An 18,566-nucleotide genomic window follows, 5' to 3' on the forward strand; every position below is an offset into this window, starting at 1 on the left:
AGCGCGCAGCGCGAAGATCCGGGACCGACGCCTGAACGCAGCGCTTCCGGCGGTCCCGGATCTGCGCCCGGCTTTCGCCGGGCTTGTCCGGGATGACAGCCTTTTTGGCTGTGGCTCTATCAGCGATAGCCCCGCCCCTCCGGGGCCAGTCGCGCCGACCTACTCGATAAACGCCTCGACCAGCTCCCGCGTGCCGACCAGAAAAGCATCCGCCACCAGGGCCAGCGGCCGCACGTCGGCTTCCGACTTGCCCGCCTGGATCAGCTCGCCGAACCGCCCATACAGCCCCGGATATTCCGCCTCGGCGGCCTGGACCACCGGCTGGCCGTCGATTTCGATGATGGCCCCGCCACTCGACAGGCGCAGGGTCCCCTCGTCGGCGACCACCGTGATGTCCCAGGTCTGGGGGCCGGTCTGCAGGAAGTCGAAGTCGGCGGTGATCCTGACGCCCTCGATGTCGGTCATGGCCAGGTGCGCCGCGACCGGCGACTGGACGTTTTCCGGAACCTGAAGCCGCGCGTCGGTGACGAACACTTCGCGGGGCATGATCTCGGTCAGGATCGACAGGGCGTTGATGCCCGGATCAAAGACGCCCAGGCCGCCGGCTTCCCAGATCCAGGTCTGGCCGGGGTGCCAGCGGCGTACGTCCTCGCGCCACTGGATGTCGACGCTGCGGATCGTGCGGGCGGCCAGCCACGCCTTGGCGGCAGGCACGCCGGCGGCGAAGCGCGAGTGCCAGCTGGCGAACAGGGTTACGCCCTGCTCGGCGGCCAGGGCTGAGAGGTCACCGACCTCGCCCACGGTCGCGCCGGGCGGCTTTTCCAGGAACACGTGCTTGCCGGCCCGCAGCGCCGTCAGCGCCGTCTCGCGCCGCACCTGGGGCGGGGTGCAGAGGGCGACGGCGTCCAGTTCGATGCCGCTCTGAAGCATCTCCTCCAGCGTCTCGAAGGCGGGGACGCCCACGTCCGGCCGGCTGCGGCTGGCCACGGCGACCAGCTCCAGGCCCGGATCGGCCGCTATGGCGGGGATGTGCTGATCCCGCGCGATCTTGCCGACCCCGACGATCCCGACCCTGATGATGCTCACGCCGCAGCTCCCTGAACTCTCTGCCGATCTATTATCGTACAAATGGGGCGCGCCAAGCGATTTCATGACGGCGCACCGCCAGGATCCTCGCCCTTCACCGGGGCGAGAGCTACGACTCGCGCGCCGGGCCGGTTGTCGGCGGCGTCAGATCTGATGTCGGGGAGGGGAGCCGGCCGGGGATATAAAAGCATCCCCGGCCAGCGGGTACCGACGGTGGGGACCTATCGATGACCCAGCTTTGATGTGGGTCGGCGCTCAGGGCAAGGCCATGGCGAATATGTCGCAGGGGACGTTCTGAAGGGCCGGCGATCGCCGCGCGGTGAGATTTTGGGATGGTGACCTTCGACGCGAAGGTGGGCTCCCAAGTCCTCCCCCTGAAGGGGGAGGCGGCCGGAGGCCGGTGGGGGAAGACCGCAATGAGTCAGCAGCTACTTCCCCCTCCGTCGGCCCGAAGGGGCCGACACCTCCCCCTTCAGGGGGAGGACTTGTGGGGATAGACCGCGCTCAATCCCCGGTCTTTCCGGAACAAACTTCAACCCAATCAACGCACTATAAAATAGTTGATCGCGCCAATCCTCGGAGCTCAAACCGCCCGTATTCTTGGTGCTGTCCCCGTCGCAGGGGGAGGGCGCGTGGTACCGGCCCAAAGCGGCGATGGGGATGGAGCTGAGCGGGGCCGCGACGCCCTGGAAGGCGGGTCGAGGTGTGCGGGCTGTCTCAGAAGGACGGACCAAACGCTGAGTGGCTCGTCGGCCGGGTGAACGCGGGTCGAAGAGGGCGAGGGATCGTAAACCCGCCTATCGCGCATCGTCGGCGTCGAGACGGTTAGCCGATCGACGGGATGCGCGCCCGTACGGGGGCTCTTGGGTATCAGAGCTGAAAGACGCTCGCTTGGCCCAATCCTCACGCAAGAACAGCTTCTGCGAAGCGGACAGGTCGAGCCGAAACGCACAAAACACATCACGGTCATCCGGGTTCGCCCCGGCCGCTTCGCGCCTCCCCGACTAGCTCAGTGGCTGATGCCGCGTGAGGCTGAGAGCCCGTGTCTTCTCCCTTCCCCCTTTGATGGGGGAAGGGCGGGGATGGGGGTGACCCCGCCGGATGATTTCACGCAGGCCGCGCCACATCCTGAGCCTCTGCCACCCCCATCCCCAACCCTTCCCCCATCGAGGGGGAAGGGAAAAGAAAGCCAGTGACCTAGAGAGCAAGTGACGCCGCCTATTTCGTCAGCGGCGAGACCGGCAGGGCCTGGGCCTTGAGCGATACGGTCGAGGTCAGCGACTGGGCGCGCGAGGAGGCTCCGACCGAGACCGCATAGTCGCCCGCCGCGATCGACCAGCCGTTGGCCTTGCCGTCCCAGGTCGACAGCAGGCGCGGGTCGACCGTCACCGTCACCGAGGTGCTGGCGCCGGGCGCGAGCTCGACCTTGCTGAAGCCGCCCAGGCGCTGGGGCGCTTCCCAAGACGCCCCATTGGCGCCGGCCTTGGGCGCGACATAGACCTGCGGCACGTCCTTGCCGGTCCGCGCGCCGACATTCTTGACGTCGAAGCTGACGGTCAGCACGCCGTCAGCGTTCGAAGCCTTGAGGTTGGAATAGGCGAACCGGGTGTAGGACAGGCCATAGCCGAACGGGAACAGCGGCTCGTGCTTCTTGAGGTCGAACCACTTGTAACCGACCGCCGCGCCTTCGATCCGGTAGTCGACGTCGAACAGGACGTCGGGCGTCTTGGGATCGCCATCCAGCTTGGGACGGGGCAGTTGGGTGACGTCCTTGGGGAAGGTCACGGGCAGGCGGCCCGAGGCGTCGACCTCGCCGGTCAGGACGCGGGCGATGGCCTCGCCGCCATTGGTGCCCGGGAACCAGGCCTGCAGCACGGCCCCGACCTCGTTCAGCCAGGGCATGACCACGGGGCCGCCGGTCTCCAGCACGACCACCGTCTTGGCGTTGGCCTTGGCGACGGCGGCGATGGTGGCGTCCTGGCTGTTGGGCAGGTTCAGGGTCCAGACGTCTTCCGACTCGGTGGTCCACTGGTCGGCGAAGACGATGGCCAGGTCGCTGGCGGCGGCCAGCTTGGCGGCGGCGGCCGGGTCCTTGCCGTCGGCGAAGGTGACCTTGGCGTTCGGGAAGCGGGCCTGCAGCGCCTTCAGCGGCGAGGACGGGTAATAGATCACCGGGCCCGGCCAGGTGGCGGGCAAGAGGCCCTGCACGGCGCGACCGCCGGCCGGATAGACCTGCGAGGAGCCGCCGCCCGACAGCACGCCGACATCGGCATGGGCGCCGATCACGGCGATGGTTTTCGCGGTCTTGGCCAGGGGCAGCAGGCCATCCTCGTTTTTCAGCAGGACCATGCCTTCCTCTGCGTCGGCCTGGCTGACCTTGCCGTTGGCCGTCAGATCGATCGGGGCGACCTTGACCGGGTGATCGACCGCGCCGCTGGCGAACAGGGCGCGGGTGATGCGGCGGGCCATGTCGTCCAGCCGCGCGCCGCTGACGGCGCCGCTGGCCAGGTCGGCCTTGAGCACCGAGCCCAGGAAGTTCTGCTTGTCGAAGGCGTCGCCGGCCGACTGCTGGTCGAGGCCCGCATTGACCGCCTTGGCGCCGGAATGCACCGCGCCCCAGTCGCTCATCACATAGCCCTTGTAGCCCCAGTCCTTCTTCAGGACGGTGTTGAGCAGCCAGTCGCTCTCGCAGGCATAGACGCTGTTGACGCGGTTGTAGGCGCACATCACCGACTGCGGGTCGGACTGTTCGATGGCGAACTGGAAGGCCAGCAGGTCCGACATCCGGGCCGAGGTCTCGTCGATCGTGGCGCTGAGGACGAAGCGGCCAGTCTCCTGATTGTTCAGGGCGTAGTGCTTGATCGTCGAGACGATGTTGTTGGACTGGATGCCCTTGATCTGGGCGGCCACCATCGTGCCGGCCAGCAGCGGATCCTCGCCGCCATATTCGAAGTTGCGGCCGTTGCGGGGTTCGCGAACCAGATTGACGCCGCCGGCCAGCATGACGTTGAAGCCGGAATTGCGGGCCTCGGACCCTATCATCGCGCCGCCCTTGAAGGCCAGGTCGGGGTTCCAGGTGGCGGTCGTGGCCATACCCGAGGGCAGGGCGGTGCGTTCGCGGAATTCCTTGGCGCTGCCTTGCGTGGCCACGCCGACGCCGGCGTCGGTCTCCCACTGGGCGGGGATGCCCAGGCGGGGGATGCCCTTCACGTAACCGGCCGAGCCGGGCAGGGAGCCTTCGATGCGCGTGTACTTGGGCTTCATGTCGGCGCCGAAATAGCCGAACACCAGGGTCAGCTTCTCGTCCTGGGTCATGGCCTTGACGACCAGGTCGGCGCGGGCGTCGGGATCAAGCTTGGAGTTCAGCCAGGGCTGGGCGGCGGTGCTCGCCGGAGTCGCGACCTGGGCCTGGGCGTTCAGCGCCGTCGCGGACGCGCCGATCATCAGCGCCAGGGCCAGGCCCTGGAATGTCTGCCGGTTCATGTTTCCTCCGTACTCATCTGTCTGGGCCGCCGGCCGTTATCGGCTCGGCGGCGAAGGGGTCAGGTCTTTCGCTTCGGCGGCCCGCCGCTACGGGCGGGGCCCGTCGATTCGCGGACGATCAGGCTGTGCTGGGCCAGGAACGGCGCGGCGGCCTTGCCGGCGAGCTCGTTGGCGTTCCACGCGCGGAAGGTCTGCAGGGCTCGTAGCGCCATCTGTTCAAAGGGCTGGCGAATGGTGGTCAGGGTCGGCCAGATCACGGCGGCGATCGGCGCATCGTCGAAGCCGACCACCGAGAGATCGTCTGGAATGCGCAGCCCGCGACGCTGGGCCTCCATGCAGGTGGCGGCGGCCATGTCGTCATTGGCGGCGAAGATCGCAGTCGGCGGCTCGTCGATGTCCAGCAGCACCCTGGCCGCCTCCGTGCCGGTCTTGAAGGTGAACTCGCCGTCGGCGATCAGCTCCGGCGCGGGACGCGGAAGGCCTCGGGCGGCATAGGCCTCGAAGAAGCCGTTGCGGCGATGGGTGCTGGCGGCGTGGTCGGGATGGCCCGAAATGTGGCCGATCCGGGTGTGGCCCAGGCTGAACAGGTGCTCGACCACCTCGCGGGCGGCGGCGCGATCATCCATCGCGATGGCGGGAAAGAAGGGATCGGGGCTGGTCGGCGAGATCAGCACACAGCGGACCTCAAGCTCGCGCATCAGCTCTTTCAGCGGACCAAAGTCGCATTCGGGCGGCAGCAGGATCATCTCGCGCACGCCGCCGTCGGCGACGAAGGCGCGGATCCGGTCCTGCCAGCCGGCGACAGGGCCGTCGAACAGGTCGACCGTCAGGTGGCGGCCGGTCTCGACGCAGGCCAGCAGCAGGGCGTGGTGAACCTTGGTGTGATAGCCGCCGCTGGGATCGCCCATCAGCACCCCGACCGAGGACGAGGTCTGCGAGCGCAGGCTGCGCGCCACGGCGCTGGGCTGGTAGCCCAGGTCCTGCATGGCCGCGCGGACGCGCTCGCGCGTCTTTGCGCTGACGCTCTCATGATCGTTGAGGACGCGAGAGACCGTCTTGGGCGAGACCTCCGCCCGTTCGGCCACATCGTGGATCGTCGCCATTGCGTTTCTACACCCGGTTGCGCGTTCTTACTGACCGGACTCCACCACGGTGAAGGTGGCGAGGGCAAGGCGGCGCGTCACGCAGGTCATAGCTGACGATGTCTGGCTTGTCATTCATAAGGACAAATTTCGGTCAAACAACGTCATTTAGAAGGACATTTAAGGGACACGAATTCGCGACATTTCCGACTCTGAGAGCGTGCTCCATGAGCGGACTAGGCGTTGAAGCCGCCCCCCATCGCTGAATCGTGGGAGCGTTACCAATGTTGCGCCAAAAGGGGCCGGAGGCGTCGTTACGCGGTCGAAATCGGCGATTTTCTGCGCTTAGTTGCGATGAATGGCCGGATGGCACGGCAATTTTTCAGGTGAAGCCTGTTTGCCCATTCTCTCGTGGAGCGGCCAAAGGCCTTGTGCGGCGCGAATGACAACGTTGACATTCTTGTTGACTTGGCTGGGACATTTGGGGATGTTGGGCTTAACCGATAACGGTGTTGGGCCGGAATCGACAGCCCGGGCGCTGGGGGTCGCCGTCAAGAGCGGACATCGCGGACAAGCGGTTCACCGGGCCTAAAGGCGCTCAATCGGTTCTGGAGTGCGTCGCGTAGACGGCGCGCCCAGGAACGGAGCGAACGATCATAAAAACGTTAAGTTGGGGAGCGAGGAATTTGACTAATCAACATAGGAAAGCCGTGCTTACGCGCGGCCTGGCGGTGGCCTTGCTGGCCGGCGCCTCGCAGGTGGCTCTGACCACCGGCGCATTCGCCCAGACCGCTGCGGCCGACACCACTGTTGAAGAAGTGGTCGTCACCGGGGTTCGCGGATCTCAGATCAAGTCGGTCGACGTCAAGCGCACGCAAGCTTCGATCGTCGACGCCATTTCGGCCGAAGACATCGGCAAGCTGCCCGACGTCACCATCGCGGACTCGCTGCAGCGCATCTCGGGCATCCAGATCCAGCGCAACGCCGGCGAAGGCGCCACGGTCAATATCCGCGGTCTGGCCCAGGTCGTGACCCTGCTGAACGGCGAACAGTATCTCAGCGCCGGCAACATGGGCTCGGCCCAGCCGAACCTGCTGGACGTGCCCTCGCAGTTGATGAACCAGGTGCTGGTCTACAAGTCGACCGATCCCAAGAACGCCCTGTCGGGCATCTCGGGCACCATCGACCTGCGTACCCGCCGTCCGTTTCAGCTGCCCGAAGGCCTGACCTTTGCCGGCGGCGCAGAAGCCCAGCGCGGCGAGCGCACCAAGGAAAACGACTACCTGGTCAACGGCGTCCTCAACTGGCGCAATGACCGCGTCGGCCTGATGGTGTCGGCCGCCAAGAGCAAGTCGAACCTGGGCAACAACTATTCGGGCACTGTCGGCCTGTCGGGCAACAACGACTGGGGCGGCGGCAACCCGAACAACTTCGTTTCGCCGCACGGCTTCGAAAGCTTCAACCGCGTGGTCGAACGCGACCGCCTAGGCGTCAATGTCGCCTTCGAGGCCGATCTGGGCGAAGGCTTCACCCTGATCGCCGAGGGCTTCTACGCGGAACTCGAAGAGTACAACCGCGCTGTCGGCATCAACATCTCCAACCGCTGGGACGGCGGCGCCTTTGGCAACTGGACGCGGCCTACCGCGTCCGAAGCCACCGGCGTCAACAGCCCGACCGCAGGCGGCAACGGCCGTCCTTGGCTGGCCGTCGACGAATATGACATCGACGCCTGGTGGATCAATTCCTTCACCGTCAACCGCACCACCAAGTCGAAGACCAAGAACTACAATCTGGAACTGAACTACGACAACGGTGGTCCCTTCACGTTCGAAACCCGTGCCATCCGCGCTGATGGGGAACGGCTGAGCATGAACGGCCAGGCCCAGGGCGACCTGAGCAACTGGCGGTATGCTGACGGACGCTTCAATCTGTTCCGCGATGGCGCCGACCGCACCCGCGGCACCTTCTATCCCAAGGCCATCTGCGACAAGTTCCCGGTCACGCGTCGCACCAACGCTGTCGCGGGCAGCGCCGGCGGTTGCTACCTGGATCCGAACCCGCTGGGCTACGGCGCCAACCCGCAGTTGCACTACAACATCGGCGGCGACAAGGCGGTGTGGTCGGGCTTCGACAAGCCGCTCGCGGGCGGCCTGGGCGCGGGCAAGACCCTCAAAGACTACATGGCTAACAAGGATAGCTACGCGATCGGGGCCTTCTCTTCGGAAGGCAACAACGAAGTCGAGTCGGACATGAACGTGTTCCGCGCCGACGGTCACTATGAGTTCGAAGACAAGTTCCTGGGCTTCATCACCAAGATCGACGCCGGTGTTCGCCAGAGCGAGCGCTCCGTCTCGGTCGAGCAATTCCACCTGTTCTCCGGGTTCTATGGCGGTTCAGCGGGCGCCGTTCAGGCCAATGGCTCGCGCGTTCCGGCCGGCGGTTGCGAGGCCCAGTGGAAGGCCATCGACGTCGTCATGAGCCAGAACCAGTGCCAGGCGGGCGAGTTCGTGCCCGATCCGGTCACCGGCCTGCAGGTGTTCCAGGGCTACACGGTCAACGCCCCGACGCGCCTGGACACCTACAATAACACCGTCTGGGTCGATGACCTGGGTGGCGTGACTGCCGGTATCCCGGGCTTCTGGGCGATCGATCCGCGCGACTTCGACGATGCGGAAGCCTTCCACAAGAAGGTCTTCGGTGGAGCTATCCGCGTTCAGATCCCCGGTCAGACCTATGATGTCAGCCTAGGCGAGCAGAGCGCGTTCGGAGCGGCCAACTTCGAGATGGGCGGCCTGTCGGGCAATGTCGGCCTGCGCGTCATCGAAACTGAACTGACGGTGAAGCAGAACCTGACCGGCGACGTCCGCAACTACGGCGACACCAATGCCGACGCGGGCGATACGGTCACCAAGCGCAAGTACACGGACTGGCTGCCGTCGGTGAACCTGACCTACGACCTGGGCGAGCACCTCAAGTTCCGCGCGGCCTACTCCAAGACCATGCAACCGCTTGATCTGGGCAACTATGGCGGCGGTCTGTCGATCTTTACGTCTGACTGCGGCGCGGCGCTGCCCAACGTTCGCTGCGTCACCGGCGCCAGTTCATCGGGCAACCCGAACCTGGATCCGTGGCGGTCGCAGAACTTCGACGGCGCTATCGAGTACTATTTCGGTCGCGCCTCGATGCTGAACATCTCGGCCTTCAAGCTGAAGATCGACAGCTTCGTGACCGGCGGCACGACAACCGGGCGCTTCCCCGACCAGGACGGCGTCATCCGCCGCGATGTCGTGGTCTCGCTGCCCTTGCAAGGCGACGGCGGCGAGGTCGAGGGCCTGGAAATCGGCGCCAAGCTGGCGATGAGCGATATCCTGCCGGACGCCGGACTGCTGTCCAACTTCGGCCTGGACAGCAACTACACCTACTCGCCCAGCGAGGAGAAGCGTCTGGATCTGGCGGGTGAAAAGCTGCCGTTCTTCGACAACTCCAAGCACCAGTTCAACCTGGTCGGCTGGTATCAGGACGACAAGCTGCAGGCGCGCGTCGCCTACAACTATCGCACTGAACGTTTGTCCGGAACGATGAATGGCGGCGGCGATCGCGTCATTCCGATCTTCCAGGACAAGACGGGCTATGTGGACGTCAACGTCAGCTACAACGTGCGTGAGAACGTCACGGTTTACTTCAACGGTTCGAACGTTACCGGTGAGATCGAGGATTATTACCTGCAGTTCGCTAAGGGTAAGACCCAGTACGATCACCAGAACGAGTTCGAACCCCGCTACACCGTCGGCCTTCGGGCTCGCTGGTAAACTCTAGGCTCACCTCCTGCAGCCGCCGTGACTCCCCTGTCACGGCGGCTCTTTTTTGGAGGCGGACCTGTCCGAGACGGATGCCAGGCGATAGCCTAGACCTCCGCCGGACCTATCTGAACGCGCTTTGGGAGGGCGTTTTGGACCAGCCCATGACTGACAACCGTCTTCGCAGCGTCGTCATTGTTGGCGGTGGCACGGCCGGCTGGATGGCGGCGGCCAGTCTGCAACGTCATTTCCAGGGCTCGCCGCTGAAGATCACCCTGATCGAAAGTTCCGAGATCGGAACCGTCGGGGTCGGCGAAGCCACCATCCCGACCATCCGCAACTTCTACCAGAACCTGGGTCTGAGCGACCTGGACGTGATGCGGGCCACAGGCGCCACCTGCAAGCTGGGTATCCGCTTCAACGACTGGCTGAAACCCGGCTCGTCGTTCATCCATCCGTTTGGCCTGTTTGGTCAGGACCTGCGGGGCGTGCCCTTCCACAATTACTGGCTGCGGCTAAAGGCGCTGGGCGAGACCGCCGCGATCGGCGAATACTCCCTGGGCGCCGCGCTGGCCAAGGGCGGCAAATTTACCCAGCCGTCGCGCAACCCGCCGTCCACCCTGTCGGTCTTCGACTGGGCCCTGCATTTCGACGCCAGTCTGTTTGCGGGCCTGATGCGAAAGGTCGCCGAAGCCGCCGGGGTTCAGCGCATCGACGCGAAGATCACCCAGGTCAACCTGCGGCCTGAGGATGGCTTCATCGCCTCGGTCGATCTCGACAATGGCTCGACTGTCGAGGGCGAGCTCTTCATCGACTGTTCCGGCTTCCGCGGCCTGCTGATCGAGGAGGCCCTGCACACCGGTTACGAGGACTGGAGCCCTTGGCTGCTGTGCGACCGCGCCCTGGCCGTGCAAAGCGAAGGCACTGGAGAGCCGCCGCCCTATACCGACGTCACGGCCCACACCGCCGGCTGGCGCTGGCGCATCCCGCTGCAGCACCGCTATGGCAATGGCTACGTCTATTCCAGCCGCCACATCAGCGACGACGAGGCGATGATCGAGCTGAAGGCCGCCGTGCCTGATCCGCTGCTGCACGAGCCGCGTCAGATCCGTTTCACCCCGGGCCGCCGCCTCAAGGCCTGGAACAAGAACTGCGTCGCCCTGGGGCTGGCGGCGGGATTCCTCGAGCCGCTGGAGAGCACGAGCATCGCCCTGATTGAGACCGGCATCGAGAAGATCAAGCAGCTCTTCCCGGACCGGACCTTCAATCAGGGCGTGATCGACGAGTTCAATGACATGTCGAGGCTGGAGATGGAGCGCGTCCGCGACTTCATCATCCTGCACTATAAGGCCAACCAGCGGGACGACACGGCGTTCTGGCGCGACTGTCAGGCCGTGGTTGTTCCAGACACCCTCCGGCACAAGATCGAACTGTTCCGCGAGCGCGGCCACTTCATCCGCTATCGCTGGGAGATGTTCCAGCCGGCCAGCTGGCTGGCGATCTATACGGGCTTCGATATCCTGCCCAAGACTTGGGATCCCAGCCTTGACGGCCTGGACGTTGAGTCGCTGCGACGCGGCATGGCCGAGATGCGCAAGGCCGTGAAGGCCGCCGTCGATGCCGCGCCCAGGCACGGCGACTTCCTGGAAAACTACGCGCGACCGGCGCCTATGGCCGCGCAGTAAGAGACAAGAAACGAGTAGGGACGGACATGCAGGACGCCAATCAGAACGGGATCCGCAAGGTCGTGATCGTCGGCGGTGGCAGCGCCGGCTGGATTTGCGCGGCCATGGCCAGCCACTACTTCCACAAGACGGGCGTCGAGGTGGAACTGATCGAGTCCGAAGAGATCGGCACGATTGGCGTCGGGGAATCGACCATCCCGCCGTTCCTGCAGTTGATCCGCAGCCTGGGGATCGACGAGCAGGACTTCATCCAGAAGACCCAGGCCAGCTTCAAGCTGGCCATCCGTTTCGAGAACTGGCGCAACAAGGGCGAGACCTATTATCACCCCTTCGGCCAGATCGGCGGCCCCATCGGTCGGCACGAGTTCTACCAGTGCTGGCTTCGAGCCAAGGCCAACGGCCATCCCTCGAACCTGCAGGATTTCGCCCCGGCCACGGTGATGGCCGACCAGTGGAAGTTCATCCCGCCCTTCCGCGCTCAGAAGACCCTGCTCAGTGGCGCCAGCTATGCCCTGCATATCGACGCCAAGCTGGTGGCCCAGTACCTGCGCGACTTCGCCGAGGCCCGGGGCGTCAAGCGCACCGAGGGCATCGTCACCGATGTGGTCACTCGTCCCGACGGCTTCGTCGAGAAGGTGATCATGAAGAACGGCAGCGAGGTTGCGGGCGACCTCTTCATCGACTGCTCGGGCTTCCGGGCGCTGCTGATCGGCAAGACCCTGGATGAGGACTATCGGGACTGGTCGGATGTGCTGATGTGCGATCGCGCGGTCGTCGCCCAGACCGAGAACGTCAAGGACCCGCATCCCTATACCCTGGCCCAGGCGCAGGACGCCGGCTGGCGCTGGCGCATCCCGCTGCAGCATCGAGCGGGCAATGGCTATGTGTTCTGCAGCCAGTACATCAGCGAGGACGAGGCCACCGCCACCCTGATGAGCCAGATCGAGGGCGATGTGCTGTTGGGCCCCAACATCATTCCATTCAAGACCGGCATGCGAAAGCGCCTGTTCCGCAACAATGTCGTGGCCATTGGCCTGGCTGGCGGTTTCATCGAACCGCTGGAATCCACCGCCCTGCACCTGATCTATCGCGGCATGGATTTCCTGCTGCGCTATTTCCCGGACAAGTCTTTCGATCCCCGCCTTGCGGCCGAATACAATCGCCGCATGACGATGGACTATGAAGAGATCCGCGACTTCATCGTGCTGCACTATTGCACGACGAAGCGCGACGACACGCCGTTCTGGCGCGACTACCAGAAGGTCACCCTGCCCGAGAGCCTGCGCGAGCGGATGGAGCTGTTCCAATCCAGCGCCGTCCTGCGCGACGGTGTCGACGACATGTTCCGCGCGCCCAGCTGGCAGTCGATCATGGAAGGCATGGGCATCCGCCCTGACCGCTATCAGCAACTGGTCGACGCCGCGCCCTATTCAGTGATCAAGCAGACGCTGGACCAGTCTGCTCCGATCCTCAAGGCGCAGGTCGCAGCCCTGCCTAGCCATGGCGAGTTCCTGGCCCAGCATTGCCCGGCGGCGCCGTTCAAGCGCAGCGCCTAGGGTTTTCCCGCCATCGGCAGACGGACCTGGGCCACCAGGCCCGTCGGGCCCCGGCGCAAGCAGATGTCGCCGCCGTGGGCCCGGATGGTCGAGCGCGAGGTCGACAGGCCAAGGCCCACGCCCTGCCGCGTTGAGCTGCGCGCCTCGGCGCTGCGATAGAAGGGCAGAAAGACGCGGTCCAGATCGCTGTCGACCAGACCGGGTCCCCGGTCGGTGATCTCGGCGACGATCTCGCTGCGTTCGGCGAACAGTCGCACCTGGGCCTCATCACCATACTTGATGGCGTTGTCGATCAGGTTGGCGAAGACCCGCTGCACGCTCAGCACATCGACCTCCACCTCGGCCGGCGCACCCGGTTCCAGGCTGACCTGCGCCCCGACAACTTCGGCGTCGTCGACGGCGCATTCGAGGATGGAACGCAGATCAACCCGCTGGCGCACGCCCGCTTCGGCGTTGTCGCGCATGAAGGTCAGGACCGAGGTGATCATCGCCTCCATCTGATCCAGATCCCGGGCCATCTCCCGACGCAGGGACGGCGAGGCGCGCTCGATACGGAAGCGAAGGCGGGCCAGGGGGGTGCGCAGGTCATGCGAGATGGCGCCGATCATGCCGGTGCGGTCCTCGACATAGCGTCGCAGCCGCCCCTGCATCTGGTTGAAGGCGCGGGCGGCCTGGCCCACCTCGGCGGGGCCGCTCAGGATCGCGACCTCGGCGGTTGGCTCGCGGCCCAGGCGCTCGGCGGCGCGGGCGAAGTCGGTCAGCGGCGCGGCCAGGCGGCGGGCGAAGATCCAGCCCAGCGGCGCGACGATCGCAAACGACAGGGCGAACCACAGCATCAACCGCTTCTGCCAGCTGTTGGGGAAGGTCTCGGGCTGGGTGCGCAAGGTCACCCAGCGATCGGGCGCGACGCGATAGGCGGCGATGAAGTCGCCCTCGACATAGGGCGCCGGGGCGAGGCCGAAGAGACCGCGCGGCTCGGGGGGCGCGATCGGGCGTCCGGGATCGGGCTTGGGAGGCGTGGCTTGGGCCGCTGCGGTGACGGCCACGGCGACCACTGGCGCGCGGGTGATCGTGACCTCAGTCGGCGGCGCAGATTGTGCGCTTATGAGCGTTGGCGCGGCTATGGTTTCGCTGGTGAAGGGGCGAACTGAAGACTGTGTGGCCGGCGCTGGGTCGCTGTGCGCCGGGGCGGAGACCGAGGACACACTGAACAGGATGGGCGCCGCTGCGACAAAGCCTTCCCGGGGCGACCGCACCGGACCGATCAGGCCCGGCATGGACGGGCGAGCCAGTCCGGCCATCGGCATGACCATCCTTGGACGGGCCGGCGGGGTTTCCATCGGACCGCCCATTACAAACGGACGTTGGCGAGCACCGCCTGCGGAGGCGGGGGGAAAGCGCGACGCCCAGGCTGCCGGTGGCTGGCCCATTGGCCGAGACGGGCCAGGGATCCTGTCGCCAAGATGCAGGGCCGCTGGCCCGCGCATGGCTCCGGCGGGAAAGCCGGTTGTAGGTGCGGCGCCGCGCGCCGCGCGGGCGAGGAAACCGGGCGCAGGCGTTGCGAAGGGCGGCGGCGATGCTGTCTGGGCGGCGGCGCGGGGTGCGATGGCCGACCGCAGGGCGTCGGCCAATCCGGATTGCCGTGTGGGCGGCTTGGCGCGCTCGACGCTGGTCAGGGTCCGGGTCGGGGGACCGGCGAAGGGCAGGGGGGCGTAGAACAGCAGCCGCACTTCGTCCGGGTTCACGTTCATCATCCGGGCCAGGTCGGCGTGGGCCGCCTCCGGGACGAACCATCCGGGGCTCTGCAGGCTGGGGGGCTGCCTGTCGCTGGCGCGCAGCAGCGGCTTGGCGCCCTGGGTCGCAACAGGCGCGCCACGCAGGCCGGCCGCGATGTCGGCCAGGCTGTGCTGCGCCGGCGGAGCCGGAGGCAGGAGCAGGGTCAAGACCAGGGTGACCAATTGGGCGACGACGATCCCGGCCAGCAACAGCGCCACGATCTGCACGGCCAGAGGAGGGCTGGGCCAGCGAAGCCTGGACGAGACTGTCATTGCCGCACCACCATGGCGTCCAGCACATAGCCGACGCCCCGATGCGTCTTGATGATCTCGTGGTCGGTCTGGGCCTCGATCTTGCGGCGCAGGCGGCTGATATGCAGGTCGACGCCGCGGCCGACGATCTCGGGCTCTTCGCCCTTGATGACGCCCAGCAGCGCTTCGCGGGTCACCACCGACCGGGCGTTTTCCAACAGGGTCGCCAGGATGGACAGCTCGCCCCGGGTGAGCAGCAGCAGCATGCCGTTGGGCGCGGTCAGCTGACGGGCCGCCAGGTCGAGGCGAAAGCCGGCGAAGGCATAGGCCGACCGTTTGGTTGCCTGCGCGCCGGCGGATCGGCGACGCATCAGGGCCTTGACCCGGGCCAGCAGTTCGCGCGGCGGGATCGGCTTGACCACATAGTCGTCGGCCCCGATTTCCAGGCCCAGGATGCGGTCCACGGGATCGCCAAGGGCGCTGAGCATCAGGATGGCGGGCCCGCCCTCGACGGCCAGGCGACGGCAAAGCGAGAGGCCGTCCTCGCCCGGCAGGTTGACGTCCAGCACCGCCACATCGACCGACTGCTGCTCGAGAAGCTCACGGGCCTGAGCCGCGCTGGCGGCTTGCCGGACCTCATAGCCCTGTGCTTCCAGATAGCCTGCCATTTCGCGTCGCAGATCGTGATCGTCCTCGACCAGCAGAACGATGGCGGGCTGGGTGATCTGAACGGCGTGGCTCATGGACGATTTGGGGCGATTTGGGACGATCTGGCGGTCGCCTCGGTCAAGCTGGGCGGCAAGCCGGTGTCACGGACGGTGGTGTCGCGAACAAGGCCGCCGCATCGCCGATTTGTAACCACCGCGCATCAATCGGCAGCGGGATTGCAACACGGGGAAAGAGGCAGGCGGCGCCGGACGCCGCCTGCCTCTGGTCACTAGCGCGTGGCGGCGATCGCCGGGCCATAGAGAAGGCCGTTGAACAGGAACTTGAAGGTTCCGTAGGACTGCGCCCGCTGGGTGATCTCGGGGCCCATGGCGAACAGCTTGCCTCGGCCCACATCAACGTCGAGAATCGCCGTGGATCCCTTCAGCCTTTCCTGGCCGACGGCCCAGCCGCTGCGTAGCGGCGTATCGCTTTCGAACCACGAGACCCTCGATACGCCCGTCGCATCTGACTTCAGGGTGAAGGTCGGGCTGCGGTCGAAGAACACGTCGACCTGATCGGGCAGGCCATAGGCCAGGGGCTGGCGATTATCGACCCGGGCGCGCAGCACCGAGCCCGGAATATAGAGGTCCTTGTTGGGCAAGGGCTTGAGCTCGCCGTTCTCCATTCGGGCGGTGGCCACATCGACCGGCGCGCCCAGGGCGGTGGCCAGGCGCGTCGAGGCGCCGATGGCCACGACCGTGCCGCCGGCCCTGGCGAAGGCCTCGACCTGCGGCAAGGTCTTGGCGTCGGTCACCTGGCCCAGCCAGGCGCGGTACTCTTCGGGGATGTCCTCGGCCCTGGGCTGAGGCCCGCCGCGACCGGCGCGGAATGGCCCTCCAGCGGGCGCCGGGAATACGCCGTCGGCGAAGACCAGGACATCGAAGTCCTTGTTCAGGTTGCCGGCGTCCAGGCGCTGCGGATAGACCACCGTGAACGGCGCCTCGAACTTCTCGAACATCCAGCGGTTCCAGCCGGACGGCATGGAGCCGCCATAGACATCGACCAGGCCGATCCGCACAGGCTTGAGCGGCAGTGCGGCGCTGGCGGGCTTGGAGCCGACCGCCCAGGCGTCGATACCCAGATCCTTGACGCTGGCGGTCAGCACGGCTTGAGCGGCGGGCGAGGCGGGCACCCAGATCGCGCCGGGGCCAAAGCTGGTTTTGCCGGCCTTGCCGCCATCCTTCAGCCACTGGACGCCGGCCCCGGCCTTCAGCAGGCGGTTGGTCAGGGTGAAGCTGTTGTTGGTCTCATGGCTGATCAGCCAGCCGGCCTTGCCCGAGCCCCGGATCGCGCCAGGCTTGACGGTGATCAGGTCGGGCACGCGCGCGGTCGGCGCCTCGAAGCCGTCGAGGATGCGGTCGAACTTCACCCCCATCTGGTAGGCCAGAGTGTAGCCGGTGACGTCATAGGGCGCCTTGGGCGGGCCGCCGGGATATTCGGTGTCGTGCGGGTGATCCTGCGGCTCGAACATGTCCATCACGTGCGGGCGATAGGCCTGGGCGGTCTTCACCACATAGGTGCCGGCCGGATAGGTCTTGCCGGCCACGGCAAAGGCCTTGTCGGCCTGTTCGACCTCGACGCCGGCCTTGATCAGGGCGTTCAGGAAGGCGACCACGGTGGGCAGGTCGGTCTGGTCGGCGGGCAGGATATAGCCACGCGGATCGCGCTTTTCCGGGGCCTGCAGTACGGTCTTGTAGAGCGTCGGATCCACAGATCCGCCACGGCCCTCGAACGGCTTGTCCTTGGCCGCGTCTTTCAGGGCGTCGATCTTGCTGGGGCTCAGCGTCCAGCTGTCCTGGCTGCCCTTGGCGATGCCGTTGGCGCCCATCTTCCAGATGTTGAACAGCAGCCTTTCGCGGTTGCGCGAAGCGTAGTCCAGCACCGCGCGGTTCAGGCTCCACTGGTAGTCCAAGGTTTGCTGCAGATGCCACATCTGCGGCGGGGCGGGCATGGGTCGATCATTGCTGGGCAGCTGGGCGTCGGGCACCAGGTTCAGCGGCATGGGCGTGGGCCCGCCGGTGATCTCGGTCAGCAGGCCAACCGAATTGTGGAAATAGGCGATCGAGCGCTCCATCCCGTTGTGCCAGGTGGAGTAGGGGGCGGCGCTGCGGGCGCTGGAGCCGGGCTTGTCCTCGGCCACCAGACGGCTGTGCATGGCCATGCCCACCTCCTGCAGGGTGGTCATGACCAGCGGGTCGTAATTGTAGTTGGCCGGGTCGCGGAACGGCGGCACGAACACCACCATGCCGTTGGGCGCGGTCTGGTGCTGGTTGTAGACGATCTGCGGGAACCACTCGCGAAACAGCTGGCGGTTGACGTTGGTCGTCTCGGCCATCTGCGCCATGAAGCTGTCGCGGTTGTTATCGTGGCCGATATACTTCTGGTACAGGCGCGGGATCGAACCGAACTCGCGCTTCTTCGGGTCTTCCTGGCGCATGTACCAGTCGGAGATCAGCTCCATGCCGTCCGGATTGTCGTGGGCGAATAGAACGATGACGTCGTCCAGCAGACGCATCGTCTCCGGATCGGTCTGGGTCAGCATCTTGTGCAGGACCTGGATCTGACCCTGCGAGGTCACGGTCTCGTTGGCGTGCATGCCCGCGTCGATCCAGACGACGGCCTTGCCCTCGGCGGCCAGTTTCACGGCCTCGTCGCGATTGACGTCCTGCGCCTTGGCCAGGCGGCGGGCGATGGTCTGGTAGTGGTCCAGCCTGGCCAGGTTGGCGGGCGACGAGACGATGGCCATCCATTGGGTGCGGCCTTCTTCGGTCTTGCCGATATCGACCAGCTTCATGCGATCCGACTGGCCGGCCAGGGTCTTCAGATAGGCCTCATAGGCGGTGTAGTCGGCCAGGAAATAGTCGCTGCCGACCGGCTGGGCGAAGGCCTTTTCCGGTGGAGTGATCTGGCCCAGGGCGAAGGCCGGGCCGCTCAGGGTCATCACCAGCGCCAGGGCCGCGCCGGCCATCGCTTTGCATCGCGTCATCGAAAGGGCTTCCCATCCAGAACAGGCGGCGAACCACGCCGGTTTCATGATGTCTGACGAAGCGCGACTGCGAAACCGCCGTCTGCGCCGTTCATGGAGGGCGACTTTGTCGCTTCTCGGCCTGCACGCAAGAAAAAGCCCGCCCCGGACGAACCG

Annotated in this window: 8 protein-coding genes and 1 pseudogene; 3 read left to right on the forward strand and 6 right to left on the reverse strand. The window is 66.1% G+C overall.

Translation table 11 applies throughout. The features are described from left to right. Positions 1-159: 159 nt before the first annotated feature. From ACN2C7_RS05825 to ACN2C7_RS05835, 3 genes are all read right to left on the reverse strand, one after another. Positions 160-1,080, reverse strand: coding sequence for a Gfo/Idh/MocA family protein (locus ACN2C7_RS05825; RefSeq protein ID WP_419321416.1), 921 nt, complete (start codon positions 1,078-1,080; stop codon positions 160-162). Positions 1,081-2,304: 1,224 nt separating this feature from the next. Beyond that, positions 2,305-4,569: a beta-glucosidase family protein gene (locus ACN2C7_RS05830; protein ID WP_419320434.1), complete on the reverse strand. Its 2,265-nt coding sequence runs from the start codon at positions 4,567-4,569 to the stop codon at positions 2,305-2,307. 59 nt (positions 4,570-4,628) lie between these two features. After that, positions 4,629-5,672 carry a LacI family DNA-binding transcriptional regulator gene (locus ACN2C7_RS05835; protein ID WP_419320435.1) on the reverse strand — a complete coding sequence of 348 codons (1,044 nt, stop codon included), beginning with the start codon at positions 5,670-5,672 and terminating at the stop codon, positions 4,629-4,631. 665 nt (positions 5,673-6,337) lie between these two features. Here ACN2C7_RS05835 and ACN2C7_RS05840 point away from each other — a divergent pair. From ACN2C7_RS05840 to ACN2C7_RS05850, 3 genes are all read left to right on the forward strand, one after another. Then, on the forward strand, positions 6,338-9,460 hold the full coding sequence (locus ACN2C7_RS05840) for a TonB-dependent receptor (RefSeq protein WP_419320436.1): 3,123 nt from the start codon (positions 6,338-6,340) through the stop codon (positions 9,458-9,460). A 152-nt stretch (positions 9,461-9,612) separates the two neighbouring features. Then, entirely contained in the window at positions 9,613-11,133 is a 1,521-nt protein-coding gene (locus ACN2C7_RS05845; RefSeq protein ID WP_419320438.1) for a tryptophan halogenase family protein, read from the forward strand. Between the two features lie 26 nt (positions 11,134-11,159). Next, positions 11,160-12,689, forward strand: coding sequence for a tryptophan halogenase family protein (locus ACN2C7_RS05850; RefSeq protein ID WP_419320439.1), 1,530 nt, complete (start codon positions 11,160-11,162; stop codon positions 12,687-12,689). On the opposite strand, the gene ACN2C7_RS05855 is transcribed toward ACN2C7_RS05850, so the two are convergent. The 3 genes and pseudogenes from ACN2C7_RS05855 to ACN2C7_RS05865 form a co-directional block, all read right to left on the reverse strand. Continuing rightward, positions 12,686-14,737 carry an ATP-binding protein gene (locus tag ACN2C7_RS05855; RefSeq protein ID WP_419320441.1) on the reverse strand — a complete coding sequence of 684 codons (2,052 nt, stop codon included), beginning with the start codon at positions 14,735-14,737 and terminating at the stop codon, positions 12,686-12,688. The two genes, ACN2C7_RS05850 and ACN2C7_RS05855, sit on opposite strands and share 4 nt — an antisense overlap. Further along, entirely contained in the window at positions 14,734-15,459 is a 726-nt protein-coding gene (locus ACN2C7_RS05860; RefSeq protein ID WP_419320443.1) for a response regulator, read from the reverse strand. The genes ACN2C7_RS05855 and ACN2C7_RS05860 overlap by 4 nt, the downstream gene beginning before the upstream one ends. A 194-nt stretch (positions 15,460-15,653) precedes the next feature. After that, a pseudogene (locus ACN2C7_RS05865) lies at positions 15,654-18,419 on the reverse strand (M14 family metallopeptidase); the annotation flags it as partial. Positions 18,420-18,566 lie beyond the last annotated feature (147 nt).

The organism is Caulobacter sp. ErkDOM-E (assembly GCF_048541895.1).
In the GTDB taxonomy this organism is placed as follows: Bacteria; Pseudomonadota; Alphaproteobacteria; order Caulobacterales; family Caulobacteraceae; genus Caulobacter.

What these genes read in the sequence shown, in the direction of transcription:
- ACN2C7_RS05845 (WP_419320438.1), top strand. Translation starts at nt 9,613, where the DNA reads ATGACTGACAACCGTCTTCGCAGCGTCGTCATTGTTGGCGGTGGCACG.
- ACN2C7_RS05830 (WP_419320434.1), bottom strand. Translation starts at nt 4,569, where the DNA reads ATGAACCGGCAGACATTCCAGGGCCTGGCCCTGGCGCTGATGATCGGC.
- ACN2C7_RS05835 (WP_419320435.1), bottom strand. Translation starts at nt 5,672, where the DNA reads ATGGCGACGATCCACGATGTGGCCGAACGGGCGGAGGTCTCGCCCAAG.
- ACN2C7_RS05860 (WP_419320443.1), bottom strand. Translation starts at nt 15,459, where the DNA reads ATGAGCCACGCCGTTCAGATCACCCAGCCCGCCATCGTTCTGCTGGTC.
- ACN2C7_RS05855 (WP_419320441.1), bottom strand. Translation starts at nt 14,737, where the DNA reads ATGACAGTCTCGTCCAGGCTTCGCTGGCCCAGCCCTCCTCTGGCCGTG.
- ACN2C7_RS05850 (WP_419320439.1), top strand. Translation starts at nt 11,160, where the DNA reads ATGCAGGACGCCAATCAGAACGGGATCCGCAAGGTCGTGATCGTCGGC.